The sequence below is a fragment of the Enterococcus sp. MMGLQ5-1 genome (assembly GCF_013155265.1).
GTDB lineage: Bacteria > Bacillota > Bacilli > Lactobacillales > Streptococcaceae > MMGLQ5-1.
Window position 1 is genome coordinate 52,450 of record NZ_JABJXU010000001.1, and the last position, 23,218, is coordinate 75,667.

The 23,218-nt window shown below is 35.7% G+C and carries 19 protein-coding genes and 1 other annotated feature; of the genes, 13 read left to right on the top strand and 6 right to left on the bottom strand.

The window, feature by feature from the left end:
* Nucleotides 1–126 precede the first annotated feature (126 nt).
* From HOY35_RS00230 to HOY35_RS00245, 4 genes are all read left to right on the top strand, one after another.
* Nucleotides 127–1,752 carry an alpha-glucosidase gene (locus HOY35_RS00230; protein WP_172210012.1) on the top strand — a complete coding sequence of 542 codons (1,626 nt, stop codon included), beginning with the start codon at nt 127–129 and terminating at the stop codon, nt 1,750–1,752.
* Nucleotides 1,753–2,236: 484 nt separating this feature from the next.
* A complete protein-coding gene (locus HOY35_RS00235; protein WP_172210013.1) occupies nt 2,237–4,615 on the top strand; it encodes an InlB B-repeat-containing protein in 2,379 nt (792 codons plus the stop codon).
* 303 nt (nt 4,616–4,918) lie between these two features.
* Nucleotides 4,919–5,377, top strand: coding sequence for a CtsR family transcriptional regulator (locus HOY35_RS00240; RefSeq protein WP_172210014.1), 459 nt, complete (start codon nt 4,919–4,921; stop codon nt 5,375–5,377).
* 14 nt (nt 5,378–5,391) lie between these two features.
* Nucleotides 5,392–7,887: an ATP-dependent Clp protease ATP-binding subunit gene (locus HOY35_RS00245; RefSeq protein ID WP_172210015.1), complete on the top strand. Its 2,496-nt coding sequence runs from the start codon at nt 5,392–5,394 to the stop codon at nt 7,885–7,887.
* An 89-nt stretch (nt 7,888–7,976) separates the two neighbouring features.
* Here the strand turns inward: HOY35_RS00245 and HOY35_RS00250 are convergent, their stop codons facing one another.
* Both HOY35_RS00250 and HOY35_RS00255 read right to left on the bottom strand, forming a co-directional pair.
* Entirely contained in the window at nt 7,977–8,507 is a 531-nt protein-coding gene (locus tag HOY35_RS00250; protein ID WP_172210016.1) for a ClbS/DfsB family four-helix bundle protein, read from the bottom strand.
* Nucleotides 8,508–8,548: 41 nt separating this feature from the next.
* Nucleotides 8,549–8,926 (bottom strand): hypothetical protein, encoded by a 378-nt coding sequence (locus HOY35_RS00255; RefSeq protein WP_172210017.1) that lies wholly within the window; start codon nt 8,924–8,926, stop codon nt 8,549–8,551.
* Between the two features lie 143 nt (nt 8,927–9,069).
* Here HOY35_RS00255 and HOY35_RS00260 point away from each other — a divergent pair, with 143 nt between their 5' ends.
* Complete coding sequence (locus tag HOY35_RS00260) at nt 9,070–9,885, top strand: MerR family transcriptional regulator (protein WP_172210018.1); 816 nt, start codon at nt 9,070–9,072, stop codon at nt 9,883–9,885.
* Between the two features lie 464 nt (nt 9,886–10,349).
* Here the strand turns inward: HOY35_RS00260 and HOY35_RS00265 are convergent, their stop codons facing one another.
* Nucleotides 10,350–11,267 (bottom strand): LysR family transcriptional regulator, encoded by a 918-nt coding sequence (locus HOY35_RS00265; protein WP_172210019.1) that lies wholly within the window; start codon nt 11,265–11,267, stop codon nt 10,350–10,352.
* Between the two features lie 265 nt (nt 11,268–11,532).
* Between HOY35_RS00265 and HOY35_RS00270 the strand changes: the two genes are divergently transcribed.
* Nucleotides 11,533–12,822: an HAD hydrolase family protein gene (locus HOY35_RS00270; RefSeq protein ID WP_172210020.1), complete on the top strand. Its 1,290-nt coding sequence runs from the start codon at nt 11,533–11,535 to the stop codon at nt 12,820–12,822.
* 150 nt (nt 12,823–12,972) lie between these two features.
* Nucleotides 12,973–15,483, top strand: a complete 2,511-nt coding sequence (gene gyrA / locus HOY35_RS00275) for a DNA gyrase subunit A (RefSeq protein WP_172210021.1) — start codon at nt 12,973–12,975, stop codon at nt 15,481–15,483.
* 132 nt (nt 15,484–15,615) lie between these two features.
* On the opposite strand, the gene HOY35_RS00280 is transcribed toward gyrA, so the two are convergent.
* Nucleotides 15,616–17,022, bottom strand: coding sequence for an MFS transporter (locus HOY35_RS00280; protein ID WP_172210022.1), 1,407 nt, complete (start codon nt 17,020–17,022; stop codon nt 15,616–15,618).
* 217 nt (nt 17,023–17,239) lie between these two features.
* On the opposite strand from HOY35_RS00280, the gene rplK reads away from it, so the two are divergent.
* The 6 genes from rplK to HOY35_RS00310 all read left to right on the top strand — a co-directional run bounded on the left by rplK (nt 17,240) and on the right by HOY35_RS00310 (nt 21,715).
* A complete protein-coding gene (gene rplK, locus HOY35_RS00285; RefSeq protein WP_172210023.1) occupies nt 17,240–17,665 on the top strand; it encodes a 50S ribosomal protein L11 in 426 nt (141 codons plus the stop codon).
* 128 nt (nt 17,666–17,793) lie between these two features.
* Complete coding sequence (gene rplA / locus HOY35_RS00290) at nt 17,794–18,483, top strand: 50S ribosomal protein L1 (RefSeq protein WP_172210024.1); 690 nt, start codon at nt 17,794–17,796, stop codon at nt 18,481–18,483.
* Between the two features lie 514 nt (nt 18,484–18,997).
* A complete protein-coding gene (locus tag HOY35_RS00295) occupies nt 18,998–19,627 on the top strand; it encodes a DUF1533 domain-containing protein (protein WP_172210025.1) in 630 nt (209 codons plus the stop codon).
* Nucleotides 19,628–19,738: 111 nt separating this feature from the next.
* Nucleotides 19,739–19,857 (top strand) — a sequence feature (ribosomal protein L10 leader region).
* Nucleotides 19,858–19,905: 48 nt separating this feature from the next.
* On the top strand, nt 19,906–20,406 hold the full coding sequence (rplJ, locus tag HOY35_RS00300) for a 50S ribosomal protein L10 (protein WP_172210026.1): 501 nt from the start codon (nt 19,906–19,908) through the stop codon (nt 20,404–20,406).
* A 46-nt stretch (nt 20,407–20,452) separates the two neighbouring features.
* Nucleotides 20,453–20,824 carry a 50S ribosomal protein L7/L12 gene (rplL, locus tag HOY35_RS00305; protein ID WP_172210027.1) on the top strand — a complete coding sequence of 124 codons (372 nt, stop codon included), beginning with the start codon at nt 20,453–20,455 and terminating at the stop codon, nt 20,822–20,824.
* Between the two features lie 357 nt (nt 20,825–21,181).
* On the top strand, nt 21,182–21,715 hold the full coding sequence (locus HOY35_RS00310; protein WP_172210028.1) for a LysM domain-containing protein: 534 nt from the start codon (nt 21,182–21,184) through the stop codon (nt 21,713–21,715).
* Between the two features lie 604 nt (nt 21,716–22,319).
* Here the strand turns inward: HOY35_RS00310 and HOY35_RS00315 are convergent.
* Nucleotides 22,320–22,835: a GNAT family N-acetyltransferase gene (locus HOY35_RS00315; protein ID WP_172210029.1), complete on the bottom strand. Its 516-nt coding sequence runs from the start codon at nt 22,833–22,835 to the stop codon at nt 22,320–22,322.
* Nucleotides 22,836–22,946: 111 nt separating this feature from the next.
* On the bottom strand, nt 22,947–23,096 hold the full coding sequence (locus HOY35_RS00320) for a hypothetical protein (RefSeq protein ID WP_172210030.1): 150 nt from the start codon (nt 23,094–23,096) through the stop codon (nt 22,947–22,949).
* Between the last annotated feature and the right edge of the window lie 122 nt (nt 23,097–23,218).

Sequence of the window (23,218 nt, forward strand, 5' to 3'; positions counted from 1 at the left end):
TGTTACGCAACACCCAAGGCGTAATATAGAATATTAAACTTAATTTTATCTATTTTAAGCTGGAATAATTGCTTGTTTAGCCGGAATTAAATATAAGTATGTAATGAAAAATGGGAGGTAGTTATTTTGAAAAAAAAATGGTGGCAGGAATCAGTGATCTATCAGGTTTATCCAAGGAGCTTTCAAGATAGTGATGGTGACGGGATTGGCGATCTTCAGGGTATTATCAGTCGATTGGATTATTTGCAAAATTTAGGGATTGATGCGATTTGGTTATCACCAGTTTATAAATCTCCTAATGATGATAACGGATATGATATCAGTGATTACGAAGACATTATGGATGAATTTGGTACAATGGCTGATATGGATGAATTAATTCAAAAAGCAAAAGAGAAAAACATTAAAATCATTATGGATTTAGTTTTAAATCATACTTCCGACGAGCATGCTTGGTTTATTGAAGCGAAAAAGGGAAAAGATAATGCTTATCGGGATTATTATATTTGGCGTGATCCCGTAGATGGTGAAGTGCCTAATGATTTAAAATCAACCTTTAGTGGTAGCGCATGGCAATATGATGAAGACTCTAAGCAATATTTTTTGCATTTATTTAGTAAAAAACAGCCAGATTTAAACTGGGAAAATCCTAAAGTCCGAGAAGCAATTCATTCAATGATTAATTTTTGGATTGATAAGGGTGTCGGAGGTTTTAGATTAGACGTAATTGATTTAATCGGTAAAATGCCAGATCAAAAAATTAAAGAGAATGGTCCAAAATTACATGAATACCTTCATGATATGAATCAAGCTACTTTTGGTCGAGGTGATTTAGTTACTGTTGGCGAAACCTGGGGTGCAACGCCTGAGATTGCTAAACTATATTCTGATCCCAAACGTGATGAATTATCAATGGTTTTCCAATTTGAACATATTTCTTTAGACCAAGAGGATGGCAAAGAAAAATGGGACTTGAAACCATTAGCAATTTCTGATTTAAAACGAGTTTTATCGAAGTGGCAGGTTTCCTTAGGTGATGAAGGCTGGAACAGTCTGTTCTGGAACAATCATGATGTACCACGTATCGTTTCACGATGGGGGAATGACCAAGAGCTTCGTGTGGAAAGTGCCAAAGCCTTTGCGATTTTATTACATTTGATGAAGGGCACACCCTATATTTATCAAGGTGAAGAGATTGGTATGACTAATTGTCCAGTGACATCTATTGATGAGGTTGAGGATATTGAAGCGGTTAATATGTATCATGAGCGTATCGAAGCAGGCTACAGTCCAGCTGAAATTATTGCATCAATTAATGCTAAAGGACGTGATAATGCACGTACTCCAATGCAATGGGATGAAACAGCAAATGGTGGCTTTACGACAGGCACGCCTTGGCTTCATGTCAATCCAAATTATCGAACCATTAATGTTGCTGATAGCTTAGCAGATTCAAATTCAATTTTTTATACCTATAAAAAATTAATTGCGCTTAGAAAGGCTCATCCAATTATTGTTTGGGGTGATTATGAACTGCTTACAAATACGGCTGATGAAGTTTTTGCTTATACACGCCATTATCAAGGCGAAAAATGGTTGGTGGTTGTTAATTTATCGGATAAGGAGCAATCGTTTGAATTAACAGAGAACGTTCATGAAATTGTGATTCAAAATAAACAGGATAAGGAATATCAAAATGGTCAAATTATACTTGAACCCTTTGAAGCCTTTGCGGCAATTATTGAAAATTAGCTCTTGCATAAATATTTCAATATAAGAATATAATATCAAACGTCTGAATTGAACGATCGTGTCAATTCGGGCGTTTTTGAATGGAATTGGTGTCAGTTGCTTTTTTTATTATTGCAATTAAGTGGCATTTAAATTAAAATAAAATTAGAATAAAGCTTTTTTTATCATAAATGCTTGACAGGAGGGGTGACGATGTTTAGACTTGGACGACACGACACGACACGACACGACACGACACGACACGACACGACACGACACGACACGACACGACACGACACGACACGACACGACACGACACGACACGACACGACACGACACGACACGACACGAAAATTAGCTTTTATGATGATAGCTGAATAGATGACTTCACTGAGCGTTCCGGCTAATTCACAATTATATATTATTAATTGTGAATTAATTTAGAACGGTTGGTTTATTGACGTACCATTAAAACGAGAAAAGATAAACGAGAAAAGAGATGAGAATGATGAAGACAATTAAAATAAAATGGTGCCTACTTTTAAGTGCTTTGACAATATTTTCATTCGGCTTATTGCCAGCTAGTGTTATTTCTGAAACGAGTGATGTCGATACGCATTTTATGGTTGATATTGTCGAAACATCAAAAAGCAAGCATGGTGCCGAAGAGGTTAGCGTGACAGTCAAAAACATTTTCAACCAGACCGCAACTAATACGGTCGCCAAGGTTGCTTTGCCAGAGGAATTTGCGAAAAGGCTCGGTAAAGCAACGGTCACTGAAAACATCGGCACTTTAAAAGCTGGCGCCAGTCATCAATTTTTAATCAGGCTTTCTGATGGGTCAATCAAATTTTTGCCAATGACCAGTGAGAAGATTTTCAGAACAGCTAGAGTTTTAGGTTTAATTCTATTGGCAATTGCTGGCTTCGTTTTGCGTAAGCGTAAAATACTGGTTATATTTATTATGCTACTTATTTTGACGGAGGTAACAGCTGCTGGTGCCTCAAGCTATAATCACAAGGCAACTCACGGTCACCAAGTAGCAGTGGCTGGACAAAAATTGACATTTTATACATTGGTGACTGGTGATTTTGAAACGGAAAATAATTCAAGCAGTAGCTCAGGCTCTTTTGGTGATTCTGGGCATTTGACAGAATCTGTTACGACAAAATTTATTGTTTCATTTGATTTAAATGGTGGAGAATCCGATAACATTCCAAACCAAGAAGTTGAGGAAAATGGTATGCCATTGCCACCAATAGATCCATCAAAAACAGGTTATAGTTTTAATGGTTGGTATGAGATAGGTACTGAATTATTATTTGATTTCACAACCAAAATTACAAAGGACACCGCTCTGATTGCTCAATGGGTGCCGATTGCTTATTCAATTGATTATGAATTAGATGGTGGTCTTAATTTTTCAGATGCTCCGAGTAGCTACAATATTGAAAGTCCAACGATTACTTTGGGTATACCAATTAAACTAGGCTATAATTTTGAAGGTTGGTTTACTGATCCGGATGCAACTATTTTTGAAAATACTATTGCTCAGGGCTCAATAGGTAACAAAATGTTTTATGCTAAATGGACCGCAAATCCCAATACCGCCTACAAAGTTGAGCATTATAAGATTGCAAGCGACGGCATAGCAACGAAGAGTGAAGTAGAAAATAAATCAGGCGAAAGTGGCAGCTTTGTTAATGCCGCTTCAAAAAATTATATTGGCTATACCTATCAAGCCAATTATCATCAAAATGCTTATAAAACAGTTGCCAGTGGCTGTATCGCAGGTGATGGTTCGCTTATCTTGAAACTTTATTATACTGAAAATCATACGGTAAAATTTAATAGTAATGGTGGTAATTCAGTAAACGATATTACGAATATAGTAAGTAATGCTAAAATTAATGCTCCTATATCACCAACAAAAAATATTGATGAAATTTTAACAGAAATAAGTGATGATTTTATTTTTGCTGGCTGGTTTAAGGATAGTAACTTAACTCAACCATTCAATTTTTTGGAAGATACTATTACTGATAATATTACCCTATATGCGAAGTGGAAATTGCCAGTTATCGATGTAGGTAGTGTCAGTAATTCAGAGATACCAAATGATTTTGTCGGAGATGAGTTTGATACTGTCTGGCTTTCCAATAGTTGGTGGCGCATACTGAAGACTGATAATGGAAAAGCCTTAGTTGTCAAAGAACAGGTTCTGGGTGTGTCAGAATTAGGAGAAGCTGCGGAAAGTTATTATGTGCAATTTGATTTAACTGCTGAGACTTGGAATGGCTTGTATTTTCATGACGCAACTACTTCAACAGGTTATGGTGAAAGTAATCTAAAATCGGCAATTGATACTTATTATAACACTTATATTGGTTCAAGCTATAGTGAATACGTACTACCGGTTGATTTAAATCAGCCAAATTGGACAAGTTATAGTGAGGCTATTAATTTTGTAAAATATGATGAAGAGATAGAAGCTATTGACTATAACAATTGGGATTGGGGCGATGATGAGGAGAGCTATTATACAAATTCAAGATTTGCGACGTCCTTGATCAATATTAATGACAACGATGTAGGCGTATCCAATGAAGTAAATGTCTTTAAAAAACAAGCCTTTGCGCTGAGCTTGGGAGATATTCAGAGCTTAGATAAGACTACTTTTTATTGTAATGGTAAATATGGTTCCCAAGCTGCTAGTGGATGGTATACTACATTAATTGATTTTTATGACGAGTTTTGGCTTCGCTCAGCGGGGATATCAAGTACTCGTGCTGGCAGTGTCGATTATGGCTCTTTTTTTGACTATAATGATGTTAATACTCGTTTACCAATTCGTCCAGCGCTATGGGTTACGTTGGATAGTTAATTAGATATATTAAAACAGCTAATCTGACAGTTAAATAATATAATATCAAGCGTTTGAATTAGCTGATTTTTGTTAATTTAGGCGTTTTTTGACTGTCCAACTTTAAATCTGGGCGTATAATTTATCACATGAATTAGTATAAAATGTTATGATAATAGAAATAGTTTACTAAAATTAAAATATTGTCTGATTTTTCTGATAATTTTTTGGTTTTTTAGGCGCAAAGTTTGATATTTTAACCGTTCATGTTTATAATTAAAGTCAGTAATGGTCAAAGGTTATGGCAGTTAGGAAGTGATAAAAATGAGTCCTAGAAATACATCAGATATGATTGAGAAATATTTAAAAGAATTATTGGAAGATGCTGGGGTCATTGAAATTAAAAGAAATGAGCTTTCAATTCAATTTGATGTCGTACCAAGTCAAATTAACTATGTAATCAAGACGCGATTTAATATTGAACAGGGTTATGAGGTTGAAAGTAAGCGCGGTGGTGGCGGTTATATTAGAATTGTCAAAATTAAGCTGACGGACGCTAGTAGCTTTTTAAGGCAGTTAATTCATTATGTTGGCGACCAAATTTCTGAGAAAAATAGCTATGAACTGATTCAAAGACTCTTTGATGATGGTATTATTACGCAAAGGGAAGCAAATCTTGTCTTAGCTATGGTTAGTGAGTCTACTTTTAAGGATTTTTCGGATGCTAATAAGGCTAGAGCAAAGATATTACGTGCGTTTTTAGAAAGATTGGCATATTCATAGATTGAGGTGAAAAAATGAAAGATGTATTTACGGAAAAGGCAAGACGAGTATTAGAAATCGCCCAAGAAGAGGCAAAGAATTTTAAGCATCGTTCAGTAGGCTCAGAGCATCTACTTTTAGCACTGGTGATTGAGGAAAACGGTATCGGTGGGAAGGCACTGAGGGAACTAGGTGCTGATGAGGAAGAAATTAGAGAAGAAATAGAACAAATTGAAGGATTTGGTACGGTCAATAGCTATGCAGCAGATGCCTATTTACCATATTCACCACGGACAAAGCAATTATTTGAGTTTGCATCAGAGGAAGCTAAAAAAATTGGTGCGCCAATGATTGGCACAGAACATTTATTATTAGGTATACTTCGGGATCGAGATATTTTCGCCAGTCGGATTATTAATAATATCGGTATCAATTTACAAAAATTACGTCAAACCTTATTAAAAAGAATTGGTGTAGAGTCTCCAGCGGTTAGTTCATCTGTTAGCAATGCTAGGGATAGAATGGCACAGGGGAGCAAACGCCCGGGCGCTTCAAAGACTCCGACCTTGGATAAATTAGCTCGAGATATGACGAAGATGGCGAGTGAATTAGCTTTAGATCCTGTAGTAGGTCGTGAAAAGGAGGTCAAGCGTTTAATTCAAATTTTATCTCGACGCACTAAAAATAATCCAGTGCTGGTTGGCGATCCCGGAGTTGGGAAAACAGCGATTGCTGAAGGCTTGGCGCAGCGTATTGTGGCAGGAGAAGTGCCGAGTGATATGCGTGAAAAACGTTTAATGATGCTTGATATGGGCTCTTTAGTGGCAGGTACAAAATATCGTGGTGAGTTTGAGGATCGCTTAAAGAAAATCATCGAAGAAATTTATAATGATGGACAGGTAATCCTGTTTATTGATGAATTACACACGCTAATTGGTGCGGGCGGCGCAGAGGGTGCCGTTGATGCCTCTAATATTTTAAAGCCTGCGCTTGCTCGTGGCGAGCTACAAACAATTGGTGCAACGACCCTAGATGAATTTCAAAAATACATTGAAAAGGATTCAGCTTTGGAACGCCGTTTCGCCAGAATTATGGTTGATGAACCGAGCGCAGAGGAGGCTGAGCAAATCTTACTTGGTATTCGTCCAAAGTATGAAGCCCATCATGGTGTTGAAATTACCAGTGAAGCAATTCAGGCAGCAGTTAAATTATCGGTGCGTTACATTAACAATCGTCAACTACCAGATAAGGCGATTGATTTAATTGACGAGTCTGCGGCAAGTGTCCGTCTTTCTGTGGTCAGTGAGCCAGTTGAAATGGAAAAGCTTCGTGGAGAGATTACTGAATTTGCTAAGCTGAAGGATGCAGCAATTATGTCAGGCGATTTTCCGGATGCGGCCAAATACCGTGAGCTGGAAAAAGCGGCAATTGATAAGCTTGAAAAATTGAATGAGAAGTATATCAAGGAAACGTCAAGTAAATCACAGGTGACTGCTCATGATGTTGAAGAAGTGGTTTCACTATGGACAGGCATTCCATTAACACAGCTTGAGAAAAAGGAAAGTCAACGCTTGCTTGATTTAGAAAAAATTCTACATCAACGCGTCATTGGTCAAAATCAAGCGGTAACGGCAATTGCCCGTGCGATTAGAAGAGCTCGCAGTGGCTTGAAGGATCCGAATCGGCCGATTGGCTCATTTATGTTCTTGGGACCAACTGGTGTCGGTAAAACTGAATTGGCAAAGGCTTTAGCTGAGGCGGTATTTGGCTCGGAGGATTCATTGATTCGTGTTGATATGAGTGAATTCATGGAGAAATATAGCACTTCTCGCTTGATTGGTTCACCACCGGGCTATGTTGGTTATGACGAAGGTGGTCAATTGACTGAGAAAATTCGTCAAAAACCTTATTCAGTGGTGCTTTTAGATGAAATTGAAAAAGCACATCCTGATATTTTTAATATACTGCTACAGGTATTGGACGATGGTTTCTTAACAGATGCCAAGGGTCGTAAGGTTGATTTTAGAAATACGATTTTAATTATGACAAGTAATATTGGCGCACAAGCAATTCGAGAAGAAAAAACAGTTGGTTTTAATGCGAGTGATATTCATCAAGATTTTAATAAAATGCAAAAGCGTATTCTGGAAGAATTGAAGAAAGCATATCGTCCAGAATTTCTAAATCGGATTGATGAAACGGTTGTCTTTAGAAGCCTTGAAAAACCAGAGCTACACCAAATTGTTAAGATTATGACAAAATCAATTACCAATCGTTTGGCTGAGCAAGGTATCAAGATTAAAATTACACCGAGTGCGATTGATGTGATTGGTAAGGTTGGCTTTGATCCTGAGTACGGTGCTCGTCCAATTCGCAGGGCAATCCAACGAGAAATTGAAGACAGGTTATCTGAAAGTCTACTTTCTGGTGAATTTACCTTTGGCGATCAAGTGACAGTTGGGGCAACGCAGGGTAAGATTACTTTGAAAATTAAAAAGCCTGTCTTGAAGCTAGAAAAAGAATTGGTTTAAATAAAATATATTAAAGACCGTCACTACAATAGTGGCGATCTTTTTTGAGTGCTATATGTATTTTTGGGAACTGCTGACTGATTTTGTTCCTATAAAGACTTCTTGTATTTTCTTATTTTTTTCATAGCCCAGTCATAATGACTTGAAGTAACAGATACGAAATAGCTACCCAATGTGCTACCCCCGACCCATTCGTAAACATCCTTAGAGAATAATTCATCATTTGAAAATGTATCGGCGAGCTTTATCACCTCTGTATGACTTTTCTTTAATAATTCTAGTGAGCTCTCGTATGAAGTATTTTGGTGCTTTTCCCAAAAGACTATATTCATTTTTCCATATGTTTTCCAATTATATCCATCCTGTAAAAATTGTTTTTTTATTCCTTTTTGATTGGCCTCTACCCAATGTAAAAGTAAACTATGCCATTCATATAAATGGATTAATATGTCTCTAATATTTTTATCCCTTTCCCAATGTGCGCCTTTTTCTTTTTCAATTTCAAATTGAAAAACGCCATTTATGCTTTCCTCTGGAATCGAATGAATAAGCGTCATTAATTTCTGATATTTCTCATTTCCTGTTTGAATTAAATCAGTCTTTGTTGTCGGTCTTGCCATATAAATATCCTCCTTATTTTCAATCAATTATGTTCTGGTAATTACAGGAATAGTCTAAATGAAATTATTAGTAATAAACTGGCGATTACATTTAGATAAAGTAGACCATTATTTTTTGTACTCGTTTTTAAAATCACAAATGAGCTTGCGATAGATAATGGTGCAGCTAAAAAATAATAATAACTAGCTAATATTGTAAAGCAAATATAAATGAACTGGTTTTTAATTTTTACATCGCTTGAAAATAAATCGGGTGATAATAAGTAAAGCATCAAAAAAAAGATCACTAAACATAAATTTATAGTCCCTATTATTTGATGAAACCTGTCTAAATCCCATCCTTTCTTCTTTATTATCAAGCTTTCAATCAAAAATAAAATTAGACCTCCTGTAGCTAAGTAGCTCAATGTCATTAGCATAATATTCCTCCTCTCTATGCATACTCTTATTATGAACTCGTACGTTACGTAAGAGTCAAGGATAAAAAAATGATAGTTGACACTTGCCCAATGTATCGGTATATATTTTAAGTAAGCTAGCTAGTGAATAAGGAGATTAGAAAATGTTTAAAATAGGTGATTTTTCAAAATTAACCAATCTAACAGTCAGAGCACTGCGCCACTATGAAGAGCTGGAGCTATTACTTCCTGAAAGGATTGATGATGTTACCAACTATAGATATTATTCGACACATCAATTAACAACGGTCAATAAAATAAAAATGCTTCAGCAAATCGGTTTACCATTGAAAACTATTAAAGAAGTGATACAAAGCAATGATACAAAGCTATTAGAATATCACTATAATTTAAGAGAGGCTGAGATACGTGATGAGCTTGATGCGTTAACGAAGATGCAAAATATTATAGATCAGCTTAGAGAAAAAATGAAAGAAGGAACTTTTATAGAGAAATACAATGTCAAACTAAAAGAAATACCAAAAAGAAAGGTCATGGCAATTAGAAAAAAGATTTCGTCATATAATGATGAGTATGAGTTATGGACTTCTCTACATGAAGAATTTATAAAGCAAAGTGTTAAAATGGCTAATCCGCCGTTAGGGATGACCATTTACCATGATAGGGAATATAAAGAAGCAAATATCGATATCGAAGTGCAGAGTAATATCATTGGTGACTATACTAACACGGATGATGTCAAATTTTATGAAGATTCTGGATTTTTGATAGCCTCTGTAACATTTAACGGCAGCTACGAGCAAATGCCAGAAGTAACCCAAGCGATTGCTTCTTGGATTGAAGCAAATAATTATGTGATTTGCGGACCAATGATAAATATCCCATATATTTCACCTGCGCAGAGTCCTAATCCGGATAGCTGGATTACGGAGGCGGGCTATGTGGTGTGTAAGTGTTAAATGAATTATGTTATACAGGTGTAAAGGAAACAGGATTAGCTAAAGACAGCTAGGTACATTCATTGGCCAATCATCTGGTGATATTTCCACCGTTTAAGAAAATATTGCTATATTTTCATATTTCTACATAGCTACGTCATATATTAGTAATAATATGATTACCAATTTTACCTGTCTTTAAATCTGCAATCAACTGTTTAAATGCAAGATCGTTTTTCGGTATTCCTTTTGTTATTTATAAAAAACAAAAGGAGGTGGAACAAAAGACATTTAACGACGTATCTATTGAACAGTTTTGAGAGATAAAGTCCATAAATTACGAACATTACGAAAGCGGTAAGGCGTACGTCATCTCTCTATATTGATTTTATATTAATTAAGGTTTCCGAGCTATCCAATTAATTTGTTTTAGGAAAATAGTTCTTTTATGTAAGATAAGTTTTAGTGGCGATTATTTAGTCAAATTATAATCCAAGTTGTTCATTTTCAATAATCGCTTGCAGCTCTTTCAGAAAATTTTCAGCCATTAATGAAAATTTGCCTTGCAGATGAGAAATATAACCAATTTCAATTTGCTCAGTGACCTCTAAAGGAATGGCGATGATATTGTCACCGTTCAGATCACTATTTAAAACCCCAGTCGAAATTGTGTAGCCATCTAGGCCGATTAGTAAATTAAACAAGGTCGCGCGGTCACTGACGACAATTGATTTGCGGTGCTCAACAGTAGATAGAATTTCTTCTGCAAAATAAAAGGAGTTATGATTACCCTGCTCATAGCTAAGATAAGGGAAATCCTCTAAATCACTTAAAGTCACTTTTGTTTTATTAGCTAAAGGGCTTTGGCGAGAAACAAAGACATGAGGCTTAGCCGTAAATAAATGCGTAAATCGAAGCTGATTTTCATCAAATAATTTAGTCAAAACATCACGGTTGAAATCATTTAAATAAAGGACGCCTACTTCACTTCTAAAATTTTTAACGTCTTCAATGATTTCAAAAGTTCGAGTTTCTCTTAATGTTAATTCATATTGCGTCATATCATAATCCTTTAGCAAATGAACAAAGGCGTTAACCACAAAAGCATAATGCTGAGCAGATACAGCAAAAAGCTGTTTTTTGATTTGCTTACCTGTATAACGTTCGATTAGTAGATCGGCCTGCTCAACTACCTGACGTGCATAGGATAGAAACTCAGTACCCTCACGGGTTAAAGTAATGCCTCTGGGCTGACGGATGAAGATTTGAATGCCCATCTCCATCTCCAAATCCTTGACGGCATTAGAGAGACTTGGCTGTGTAATAAATAATTGTTTGGCAGCCTCACTCATTGAGCCGACTTCAACGATTTTGATAATATATTGTAATTGTTGAATACGCATACTTACTCCGTTTCTATATTTAGCGATAGTTATTAACTATATATTACCAAATATCATTAAACTTGCAATCTAAATCAGCTTGTGACTAGTCATAGGTGTTTTTTAAAGAGGCTTAAAATTTATTCTCGTGATATTTAGAGCGTACTTTTTATCAGAAAATAGATTATTTATAAACTTTTCACAAGCTATTATTGTTCTGTTTAACGATTAACACTATAATAATAAATAAATGATTTTATAAAAGACAAATAAGGACTGTGTGACTTTGATTAAAAAAATGCAACAAATAGAATTGCCACCAATTGGCATGAGAATTATAAAATCGGCAATTGGTGTTTTAATTGGCTTCTTAATTTATTTATTAAGAGGTGAGAACGGGGCGCCATTTTATACAGCACTTTCAGTACTCTGGTGTATGCGAGCTTATGATAATGAATCCTATGGCATGGCTTTACAGCGGGTAATTGGCACCTTTATCGGTGGCTTTTACGGTTTGATTATGATTTTGCTAGAGTTCCAATTTTTTAAATCCGAACCAGACTATATTCGCTTTATAGTTATTTCTTTATTTATCATTCCAGTTATTTATACAACAATTTTATTGAATAAGAAAAATGCATCCTATTTTGCATGTGTTGTTTTTTTAAGTATTGTTGTGCTTCATCTAGGAGAAGCTAACCCGTTTCTTTTTGTAGGTGATCGTATTTTTGATACGCTACTCGGTATTGGTATTGCATTATTTTTGGTACGCTTGCATTTTCCTAGACATAAGCGCAAGGATATTTTAATTGTCTGCTCGGTTAATGATCTATTGCTCTTTAATAATCAGGGCTTAGCGGGCTATTCTAAAATCGAACTCAATCGGATGATTCAAAATGGTCTACAGTTTACGATTTGTACCGTCAGAACGCCAGCGGATTTAATTGATCGAATGTCAGATATTCAGTTTAAGCTACCGATTATTTCGATGGATGGCGCGGTGCTTTATGATATCGAAGAAAATCGTTATTTAAAGGTTAGGACAATTAATCAGGTAATTTCTAAGCACATTATTGAATTTTTACAGACCTTTGAAATTCAAATTTTTCAAAATATTATCAAAGAGGATGTTTGGTTAATTTATTATGGTGATTTTACCAATAAGGCTGAAGAAAAAATTTATGAGGGACATCGTCGTTCACCGCATCGTAATTATTTATATCGTGCAGAGCCACTAGCTCATGAAACTGTTTATTTTTTAATTATTCAAAAAGAAGCAATCATTAATCAAATTGTTGAAAAGCTAAATCAGCAGCCGTTTAGTCAAGCATGTCGAATTTTGACCTATACTTCTGATGATTACCCCGGCTATAAATATTTGAAAATTTATCGACATGATGCTACTAAGCAAAATTTAATCGAAGAATTAAGTGAAACCTTGCCAGTTAACGAAGTCATTACGTTAGGGACAGTACCGAATGATTATGATTTAACCATCCATTCTGAAAGCGCAGAGGAGACAGTAAAAAAAATCAAAAATATTTTTGAGCCATATCTTTGGACCCCCAAAAAATAAAGCTGATAAGGCTTTATTTTTTTTGTAAATTAAGCAGATATTGTAGGATTGTTATCCGCTCAAATAGCTAATTTTTATGGTATAATAGAAACTGTTAGATTTTGTGTTAGGGGCTATTTTAAATAGCTTAAAAACAAAAGTGAGGTTGTAATGGAAGATCGTAATTTAAGAGACGTTAATCTCGCTCAGGAGATGAAAACGAGCTTTATTGACTATGCAATGAGTGTTATCGTTGCGAGAGCATTGCCGGATGTACGAGATGGCTTAAAGCCTGTACATAGACGAATTTTATATGGCATGAATGAATTAGGAGTGACACCTGATAAGCCGCATAAGAAATCAGCCCGTATTGTTGGTGATGTCATGGGTAAATATCATCCACATGGTGACTCTGCGATTTATGAATCAATGGTTCGGATGGCTCAACCTTGGAGCTACCGTCATATGTTAGTTGATGGTCATGGGAACTTTGGTTCGGTTGATGGCGATAAAGCAGCTGCGATGCGCTATACCGAAGCTAGAATGAATAAAATTGCCCTTGAGATGCTGCGTGATATTAATAAACGTACCGTTGATTATATGGACAATTATGATGGAACTGAGCGTGAGCCGGTTGTTCTACCAGCTCGTTTTCCTAATCTATTGGTTAACGGTACAACAGGGATAGCAGTTGGGATGGCAACTAATATTCCGCCACACAATCTTTCAGAAACGATTGATGCGGTAGATTTAGTAATGGCAAACCCAGATGTGACGACTCAGGAGCTGATGGAGGTCTTACCTGGTCCTGATTTTCCAACAGGTGCGATGGTTATGGGTAAATCAGGTATTCGTCGTGCCTATGAGACAGGCAAGGGCTCAATAACGGTTCGCTCAAAAGCAGAAATTGAGACCTTGTCTAGTGGTAAAGAACGAATTATTGTCAGTGAGCTACCGTATATGGTTAACAAGGCAAAATTAGTTGAGCATATTATGCGATTGCATCAAGAAAAAAGAATTGAGGGTATCACTGCATTACGTGATGAATCCAATCGTGAAGGAATGCGCATTGTGATTGAAGTGCGTCGTGATACCTCAGCCAGTGTCGTCTTAAATAATCTTTATAAGTTGACCAGCCTGCAAACCGGCTTTGGCTTCAATATGCTGGCGATTGTTGATGGTGCACCGAAAATTTTAAGCCTTAAGGCAATTTTACAGCATTATATCACCCATCAACAAGAGGTGATTACTCGTCGAACACAGTTTGATTTGGAAAAGGCAGAAGCGCGTGCGCATATTTTAGAAGGCTTGCGAATTGCGCTAGATCATATTGATGCAATTATTGAATTAATTCGAGCTGCGGAAAACGATAAAATTGCGCAGGAACAGCTGATGAGTCAATTTAGCCTTTCTGAGCGCCAATCTCAAGCCATTTTAGATATGCGCTTACGCCGCTTAACAGGCTTGGAACGCGAAAAAATTGAAGCTGAATATCAGGAATTGGTTAAACTAATTAGCGATTTGAAGGATATCTTAGCGAAGCCAGAGCGCATCAATCAAATTATTCGGGAAGAATTGGACGAAATTCGTCGTAAATTTGCTGAACCAAGACGAACAGAATTATTGGTTGGAGAAGTCTTATCACTTGAAGATGAGGATTTAATTAACGAAGAGGACGTTGTGATTACGCTATCGAATAATGGTTATATTAAGCGGATGGCGGCAAATGAATTTCGAGCTCAAAAGCGTGGTGGACGTGGCGTTCAAGGGATGGGTGTTAACGATGATGATTTTGTTAAAAATCTAGTTTCAACCAACACGCATGATACCCTGTTATTTTTTACTAATACAGGAAAAGTATTAAAATCAAAGGCCTACGAAATCCCAGAATATGGTCGAACTGCTAAAGGCATTCCAATTGTTAATCTATTAGGTATTGATTCGAGTGAATCTATTCAGACGGTGATTAATGTTAGCGGTAATCCAGATAGTAATCAGTATCTTTTCTTTGTGACTAAAAAGGGTCTAGTGAAGCGAGTTGAAGCAGGCTTATTTGCCAATATTCGTCAATCTGGTCTTAAGGCGATTAATTTGAATGAATCTGATGAATTGATTAATGTGATGCTGACGAATGGCGAGCAAGACATTATTATTGGTACACATAATGGCTACTCGGTTCGCTTTGAAGAAGCTTCAATTCGAGCAATGGGACGTGGTGCCGCAGGTGTCAGAGGGATTCGACTGCGTGAGGACGACTTTGTTGTCGGCTCATCTACTGTCAATGAGCAGCAAGAGGTATTGGTGATTACTGAAAATGGCTTTGGAAAACGAACGGTTGCGAGAGAGTATCCAACTAAGGGTCGTGGCGGTAAGGGGATTAAAGCCTTAAACCGTACAGAGCGGACAGGTGCGCTGATTGGTTTAGTTGTTGTCGATGGTAATGAGGATGTGATTTTAATTACTGATACCGGTGTGATTATTCGCTTTAAAACGAGTGATATTTCACAAACTGGTAGAGCAACTCAGGGTGTTCACGTAATGCGAATGCAAGATGACGCTAAAGTGATGACGATTGCTCTAGCCGAGTCAGAAGAGAATGATGAGGCTGCAGAATTAGATGAAAATAATGATTTGCAGGCTGATATCTCTGATCAAAATATTTCAGAGTCGACTGCTGATTAGTATCATGTGAATTTTGCTATCTCATTATTAATGATAATTTTTGATTGTTTATAACTTATTAATAATAGTATTAGTTTATAAAAAAGGCTGGAAATGAAGATTATTCTTCAATATCCAGCCTTTTTTTAAGCATTACTTTTTAAGCTTAAATAAACGATAGCTAACTAAACAAAGTGTGATAAGTGCTAAAATAGATGAGATATAAAATGCGAGGTGCATTCCGTTTAAGAAATATTCTGGGTGCTCCGGCAAATAATCAGTGACATGCTTACCTGCTTGACGGCTCATACTTGTAAACAAGGTAATGGTTGCAATGGAAATGCCTGAAATCATGCCTAAATTTCGAGCTAGGGCATTGATTGAGCCAGCAACTCCAAAATATTGTTTGTCAACACTGCTCATGACCAGTGCGTTATTAGATGATTGGAAAAGCGTTGAGCCCATTGCATTGAGTGCGGTAATCCCTACAATTAGAATAAAGGATGAATGGTAATCTAGTGTTGTGTAGCAAAGCTGAGCGATGACGACAATCGCAATCCCAATTGCTGTAATTTTTTCTTTATTGAAATAATCACCAAGATAGCCGCCAATCGGGCTGAAAATTAACATGGTTGCAGGAAAGGCCATTAATACAAGTCCAGCAAAGCCAGGATCCCAACCTAGGTAGTTTTGCAAATAAAAGGGCATAATAATATTAGCAAAAAAATTGGTAGTAAAGATAAGTAACGCTGAAATTAAACTAATTGAGAATAATTGATTTTTAAATATTTTTAGCTCAATTAAAGGTATTTTAATTCGATTTTCCTGAATGATAAAAATAATTAATAAAATTAAACCAATTATCAGTAAAGAAATTGTTATCAGATTAGCAAAGCCTTGAACCTGTCCGATTTCGATTCCTAAGAAAATTGAGACAATTGAAAAGAAGAATAGAATCGTTCCTAAATAATCAATTGGTGGTACTTGTTCAATTGGTTTCGCTTTTGGAAATAATTTTTGCCCCATTAGAATAGCAAAAATACCGATAGGGACATTAATCCAAAAAATATAACTCCATGGTAGAAATTGTAAAATTAAGCCACCAAGTCCTGGACCGGTCACAGCACCAAGCGATACGAAAATACCTATAAAGCTCATTGCGCGTGCTCTAAGCTGTAATGGAAATGATTCAGTGGTGATTCCAAAGCTATTACTCATTGTCATTGCAGCACCAATTGCCTGAATGAACCTTGAAAATAATAGAAAATAGATTCCGAAATTAAACCCCGCAAGCAATGAGCCAAGGGTGAAAATGACTGTCCCAATTTTAAAAACTTTAATTTTACCAAAAATATCACCCAAGCGCCCAAAGAAGATGAGGAGACCAGAAACAGCAATTAAATAGATAGAAACTGACCAAGTTGCTTCATTCATTGGAATATTTAATTCTTTTGAGATGGTTGGTAATGCGATATTAATAATTGATGAATCTAAGGTTGACATAAAGGTGAACAGGCCAACAGCGATGAGGATCAACCAGCTCTTTTTATTATTTTGCATTTAAAATCCTTTCAATAAATAATAGTACATGAAATTATTACTAAACAATTATAGAACATTTTACACAAAAAAGCATATGAAAAAGTTAGCAAAAAAATATTGAAAAAAAAGGAAAAATCTGCTAGAATGTAAAAGCATGTGTTTTGCATGTATGGCGTGGGAGGAGAAATATCAGCTCCAATATAACCACATCACGGAACTTAAGGAGGTTTGTACCGTGGCAAAAAAAGTAGAAAAATTAGTTAAATTACAAATTCCTGCAGGGAAAGCGACTCCAGCTCCACCAGTAGGTCCAGCATTAGGTCAAGCAGGGATCAACATCATGGGATTCACTAAGGAATTTAATGCACGTACTGCTGATCAAGCAGGCTTGATTATTCCAGTTGTAATCTCTGTATATGAAGATCGCTCATTTACATTCGTTACAAAAACACCACCAGCAGCAGTTTTATTGAAAAAAGCAGCTAAGGTGGAAAAAGGTTCTGGCGAACCAAATACTAAAAAAGTTGCAACTGTGACTAAAGCACAAGTCCAAGAAATTGCGGAAGCAAAAATGGCTGATCTAAACGCTGCAAACGTTGAGTCTGCAATGCGCATGATTGAAGGTACTGCACGTAGTATGGGATTCACTGTTTCTGAATAATCAGAATTGACACTGATTTAATTTTTTTAACAGTAGTAAATTCCCACACGCAGTAGATTTTACCAGAAATGGAAAATCATGTGGAAGGGAAAACCGTTAGACCACATTCTTAAGGAGGAAATAATATAATGGCTAAGAAAAGCAAAAATTTACAAGAAGCTTTGAAAAAAGTTGACTCAAGCAAAGTTTATTCAGTAGAAGAAGCTGTTGCATTGGCTCAAGAAACAAATATTGCAAAATTTGATGCAACTGTTGAAGTTGCCTACAATTTAAATATCGACCCTAAAAAAGCGGATCAACAAATTCGTGGTGCAGTTGTCTTACCTAATGGTACTGGTAAAACACAAAAGGTTTTAGTTTTTGCTAAAGGCGATAAGGCAAAAGAAGCTGAGGCTGCTGGTGCTGATTTTGTTGGTGAAGATGAATTAGTAGCAAAAATTAACGATGGCTGGTTTGATTTTGATGTTGTTGTTGCAACACCAGATATGATGGCTGTTGTTGGTCGTTTAGGACGTGTTTTAGGACCTAAAGGCTTAATGCCTAACCCTAAAACTGGTACTGTAACAATGGATGTTACGAAAGCGATTGAAGAAGTTAAAGCTGGTAAGGTAACTTACCGTGTTGATAAAGCAGGAAACGTTCATGTGCCAATTGGTAAGGTTTCCTTTGATTCAGCAAAGCTTGTTGAAAACTTCAAAACAATTAATGATGTGATTGCAAAAGCGAAGCCTTCAACTGCTAAGGGTGTTTATATTACAAACTTAACAGTAACGACTACCTTTGGACCTGGTATCAAAGTAGACGTAGCAAGCTTCTAATCAATTATTGAAATGTCAGATAGTATTTATTAAAATACTATCTGATTTTTTTTATTATTGTTAACTTTAGTCCCCAATTTTCATAAAATAAAACAATCAGATGTCACTACTTTTATTCATTTAGCAATAGCAATATCACATGAGAAAAGATTATCTGAGCTTGTATCTGAAAGTAAGCCATTTTTAATAAAAAGTGGCTTGCTTTGTTGTCTAGTTGTACCAGACGAATATGCCTTTAAAATTATCTATGTAATCTAGGATATTTTCTAATAGCATACTGTTTCTTATTCTGGATGGCTTATTTTTCATTGTCAAAGAAATAGCTGGAAATGCTGATATATGTGCGATTAACAAGATATAATCTCGTAATAAAGACGTTGATAAGTATGATTGCTTTTTCAAATAAATTGAACGGTGAATTTTTTAAAGGTATTTTTCTCTTAAATTTTTATAATACTTATGCATAATGAATAGTTTCAGAAATGGTCTTTTTAGTTCACAAATGACTCAAAAAATGGCTATCCTTAATCTTAGGTTTCTAAGTCTCAAAATTAAGTATTGTTTTAATGAAGGTAGTTGGCAGTATGAATTTAAAGCAGCGGATAATTATTATACCTACTATACGTTTGCTGAAGCAAACGGTGTGATTACAGTTAATGGACAGCCAATGACCTATCAAGGCCTGGGCAATGTGTCTTCGACTGGCTATGTGCAATCATCGGCAGGCTCGGCGAGAATGCTCTATATTTCGGCTGACTTATTGACAGAAGAAACGAATACTGTGACATTCTCTCGTAATGGTTACGTAGACATGACGCTAAGTGTGGCAGGCAAAACACCGAGACTTGCCGCCCCGACCTTGTCGGTTGATACGGTTGCGAGTAGTCAAAAAACAATTACTGTCACCATTTCAGAAGATGCGACAGAAGATTGGTGGTCAAAGGTTGCAAGCTTGACGACTGCTGGTACTAAATTGACTTATGGTAGCTCAAGTACAGCTACGATTTCACAGCTCGTAGCGAATCGAGAAGAACGAACTCTGACAATCACCACGAGCTCCAATTTGTCTAATTACTATACTTATCAGTTAGTGCTGGCACCGAGTGGGTATTTGCCAACGAGCCTATCGTTTAAACCAGCTTAAAATTTTAGTAGTGATAGTTTTTAATTATCACTACTAATTTTGATAAATAAAAGTAGCTATCTTTTTCCAAATTAACACTTGTATCTTACTTCAAAATATGATAATCTATTGAAGGTTAAAAAAATATGACCTAAGACAGTAGGTGACGTGAGTCTTAATTTCCTACCGAGGCGTTGAATATATCAATGGTCTCTCTGTGTCTTAAAGATGTGGAGTTTTTTTATTTCACAAAGTATTTTTTTGAAAAATACTTAAAAAATAAGACGGAGGTGAAAAAAATGAGTGAAGCTACAATCGCTAAAAAAGCGGCTATCGTAGATCAAGTTGCTGAAAAATTTCAAGCTGCTGCTTCAGCTGTTATTGTTGACTCTCGTGGTTTAACAGTAGAAGAAGTAACTAACTTACGTAAACAATTACGTGATAATGGTGTTGAATTTAAAGTAATCAAAAATTCTATTTTACGTCGTGCTGCTGAAAAACAAGGCTTAGAAGGCTTGGAAGAAGTATTTACTGGCCCAACAGCTGTTGCCTTTTCAAATGAAGATGTTGTTGCACCTGCTAAGATTTTAAATGACTTTGCAAAAGATGCAAAAAATCTTGAAATTAAAGGTGGTGTGATTGAAGGTAAGGTTTCAAGTATTGACGAAATCGTTGCGCTTGCTAAATTACCAAACAGAGAAGGATTGCTTTCAATGCTTTTATCTGTACTTCAAGCACCTGTCAGAAACGTTGCCTATGCTGTCAACGCAGTGGCAGAAGCAAAAGAAGAAGTGGCATAATCGCTGCTTAGCTTAAATATTAAAATTAAAAATGGAGGATTTAACAATGGCATTAAACATTGAAAACATCGTAGCTGAATTAAAAGAAGCTACTATCTTAGAATTAAACGACTTAGTAAAAGCAATCGAAGAAGAATTTGGTGTATCTGCTGCTGCTCCTGTAGCTGCTGTAGCTGCTGACGCTGGTGCTGGTGCTGGTGAAGCTCAAACTGAATTTACTGTAGAATTAACTGCAGCTGGTGATCAAAAAGTTAAAGTTATTAAAGCAGTTCGTGAAGCAACTGGTTTAGGACTTAAAGAAGCTAAAGCTTTAGTTGATGGTGCACCAAACGCAATTAAAGAAAACATTCCTGCTGACGAAGCTGAAGCATTAAAAGCTACTTTAGAAGAAGTTGGCGCTTCAGTAACTGTAAAATAAATTTATTTAGCTTTTAAAAGCGATTATCTTAGGATAATTGCTTTTTTATTTTGATTTAATAAAATATATTTAGGTAGTGTAGTAGCTCTCATTTTTTGCTAAACATTTATTATTTTTTAGTGTGCTTTTCAAGGTGTTTTATCACCAAAAAACAGTCTTTTTAGCATTTTTTTCAACTGTTATAGTGTGTTTAGATGTTGATAGTGTTACAAATGCTGAATTTTATTATATTCTTGAAATAATTATAAACATATATTAATAATTATGATTTAAACCTTAATCCTTTTTCAATTATTCTGTAAAAATGTAACGCTATAATATGGATTATGTTGTTAATAAGGAGGATTTATAAAACACATGAAGAAACTAACAATATTAGGAATTTTAGCAGTAACTCTATTTTTAGGTAAGGCTGCAAGTGCAGAGCAAGTAGAAATTAAAGCGGGCGACACATTAAGTGAATTGTCTGTTAAATATGGTGTTTCTATTGATGATTTAGTTAAAATTAATAATATCGATGATCCATCACTCATTTATGTTGGTGAAATAATCGAAACAGAAGCGGCGGCTAATACTGCTCAAGCAGCTACAGCAGTCTCTGAACAGCCTGCAACAGCAGCTACGAGCGAAGCGACAGCTGCTACGTCAACGGCTTCAAGCTATACAGCAGCAACTAGTAGTGCGAAGGAATGGATTGCTCAAAGAGAATCAGGTGGTTCTTACGATGCTAGGAATGGTATCTATATTGGACGGTACCAATTAACAGCTTCATATTTAAATGGCGATTATTCAGCTGAGAATCAAGAACGTGTAGCGGATGCTTATGTCGCAAGTCGTTATGGCTCTTGGGAGAATGCACAAGCATTTTGGTTAGCAAACGGTTGGTATTAATCATAAATGAAAAATTGCAAGACTAGACTCAATGTCTAGTCTTTTTTATATTATCGAAATAATTATTTGTCAGCCAAATTTAGTTCATGCTATAATGAAGTCAGTAAGATATATATTTTATCGATTTTTGCGAAGGTAGGATTGAGATGGCTAAATTAATCGTTTTAACTTTATTACAGTTGATCAAACAAATTAAAAGTTATCTTTTCAAGTATCTTATGTTTTTATTTGCTTTTGATGATTTAAATAATAATTCCAGCACACAGGTTACTATCTTTTATTAGAGGAAGCCGTGTGCTGTTTTTATATATCAAAAATCAAGGAGGATTTAACTATGTGTAATCCAAGTTATTTTTTTGAGCATCGAAAATATGGTATGAGGCATAATGAAAACAAATTAAGAGATATACAAGGCAATGTGACATTAAATGTTCGTGGAGAGCCTCCCTAAATCCTTTAGGATAACTATTAATTGTCGATATGGCAGAAAGTTAGAGGTGATCCATTAATCTCGTTGGCTGCGATAAAGCTGAAATGAAAAGAACAAGTCATTGTGAATTTAGTCGACCTCTAAAGGCTGATGTCGTTCATAATGACTTGCTTTTTATTTATTATTGCCTTTCAATGCTTCATAGTGACTTCTTGAAAATCCCATAAAAAAGCTATCCTTATACTTACCGTTAGCGAAGAACTGTTCTTTTAAGGTCCCTTCAATCTCAAAACCAATTTTTTGGTAAATATGAACAGCGACCGCATTTGTTGTATCAACATATAGATAAACCTTGTGCATATTTAAAATTGAAAACGCATATTCAATGCCCTTTAACAAAGCCTTGCTTGCTAAGCCTTGACCTCTAAAATCTTTGATTACAACGATTTGAATTTCACAGTTTCGATGGATATAATCAATCCACATTAGCTCTACTACACCTGCAAACTGGTCATCAATTTCAATGACGAAGCGGCGTTCATGTGTGTCATGGATATGCTTATCATAAAGGCTTGTCAATTCATCTAATGATTCATAAGGCTCTTCAAACCAATAAGCCATTGTTTCTCTCTGATTATTAATTTCGTGGATATGTTTTAAATCACTGCGTTCTAATGCTCTTATTTTCATAAAATATCTCCCTTACTTAATTTACTTTAATCTAATCAAAAGGCACCTACTCATCATTAATGAAAGTAGATGCCTATTGCGAACTGTAATCGTTCATTAGGGTTTAACTCCTTATGCAGATTTTTTCAATTCATTGACTGCTTGTTCGATTGTAACACCAGTAGCAAAATGATTTTCATTTGTTTTATCGAAAACAACAAAGAGATTCAAATTTGTATTTAGGGTTACCCGATATTGCAAGTCTGTGTTATAGAATGTCATATTCATTCTCCTTTCTTGATAATGCGAAAGGCAACTAGATTGTTGATAACGAAATTCCATTAATAATATAACATGAATATTGTTTTATTTCCATAAATTTGAATGAATGCTTCATTTATTAA

Bases quoted from the DNA above. Each gene is read 5' to 3' on its own strand.
- HOY35_RS00235 (WP_172210013.1), top strand. From the start codon at position 2,237: ATGATGAAGACAATTAAAATAAAATGGTGCCTACTTTTAAGTGCTTTG.
- HOY35_RS00240 (WP_172210014.1), top strand. From the start codon at position 4,919: ATGAGTCCTAGAAATACATCAGATATGATTGAGAAATATTTAAAAGAA.
- HOY35_RS00245 (WP_172210015.1), top strand. From the start codon at position 5,392: ATGAAAGATGTATTTACGGAAAAGGCAAGACGAGTATTAGAAATCGCC.
- HOY35_RS00250 (WP_172210016.1), bottom strand. From the start codon at position 8,507: ATGGCAAGACCGACAACAAAGACTGATTTAATTCAAACAGGAAATGAG.
- HOY35_RS00255 (WP_172210017.1), bottom strand. From the start codon at position 8,926: ATGCTAATGACATTGAGCTACTTAGCTACAGGAGGTCTAATTTTATTT.
- HOY35_RS00260 (WP_172210018.1), top strand. From the start codon at position 9,070: ATGTTTAAAATAGGTGATTTTTCAAAATTAACCAATCTAACAGTCAGA.
- HOY35_RS00265 (WP_172210019.1), bottom strand. From the start codon at position 11,267: ATGCGTATTCAACAATTACAATATATTATCAAAATCGTTGAAGTCGGC.
- gyrA (WP_172210021.1), top strand. From the start codon at position 12,973: ATGGAAGATCGTAATTTAAGAGACGTTAATCTCGCTCAGGAGATGAAA.
- HOY35_RS00280 (WP_172210022.1), bottom strand. From the start codon at position 17,022: ATGCAAAATAATAAAAAGAGCTGGTTGATCCTCATCGCTGTTGGCCTG.
- rplA (WP_172210024.1), top strand. From the start codon at position 17,794: ATGGCTAAGAAAAGCAAAAATTTACAAGAAGCTTTGAAAAAAGTTGAC.
- HOY35_RS00295 (WP_172210025.1), top strand. From the start codon at position 18,998: ATGGCTATCCTTAATCTTAGGTTTCTAAGTCTCAAAATTAAGTATTGT.
- rplJ (WP_172210026.1), top strand. From the start codon at position 19,906: ATGAGTGAAGCTACAATCGCTAAAAAAGCGGCTATCGTAGATCAAGTT.
- rplL (WP_172210027.1), top strand. From the start codon at position 20,453: ATGGCATTAAACATTGAAAACATCGTAGCTGAATTAAAAGAAGCTACT.
- HOY35_RS00310 (WP_172210028.1), top strand. From the start codon at position 21,182: ATGAAGAAACTAACAATATTAGGAATTTTAGCAGTAACTCTATTTTTA.
- HOY35_RS00315 (WP_172210029.1), bottom strand. From the start codon at position 22,835: ATGAAAATAAGAGCATTAGAACGCAGTGATTTAAAACATATCCACGAA.
- HOY35_RS00320 (WP_172210030.1), bottom strand. From the start codon at position 23,096: ATGACATTCTATAACACAGACTTGCAATATCGGGTAACCCTAAATACA.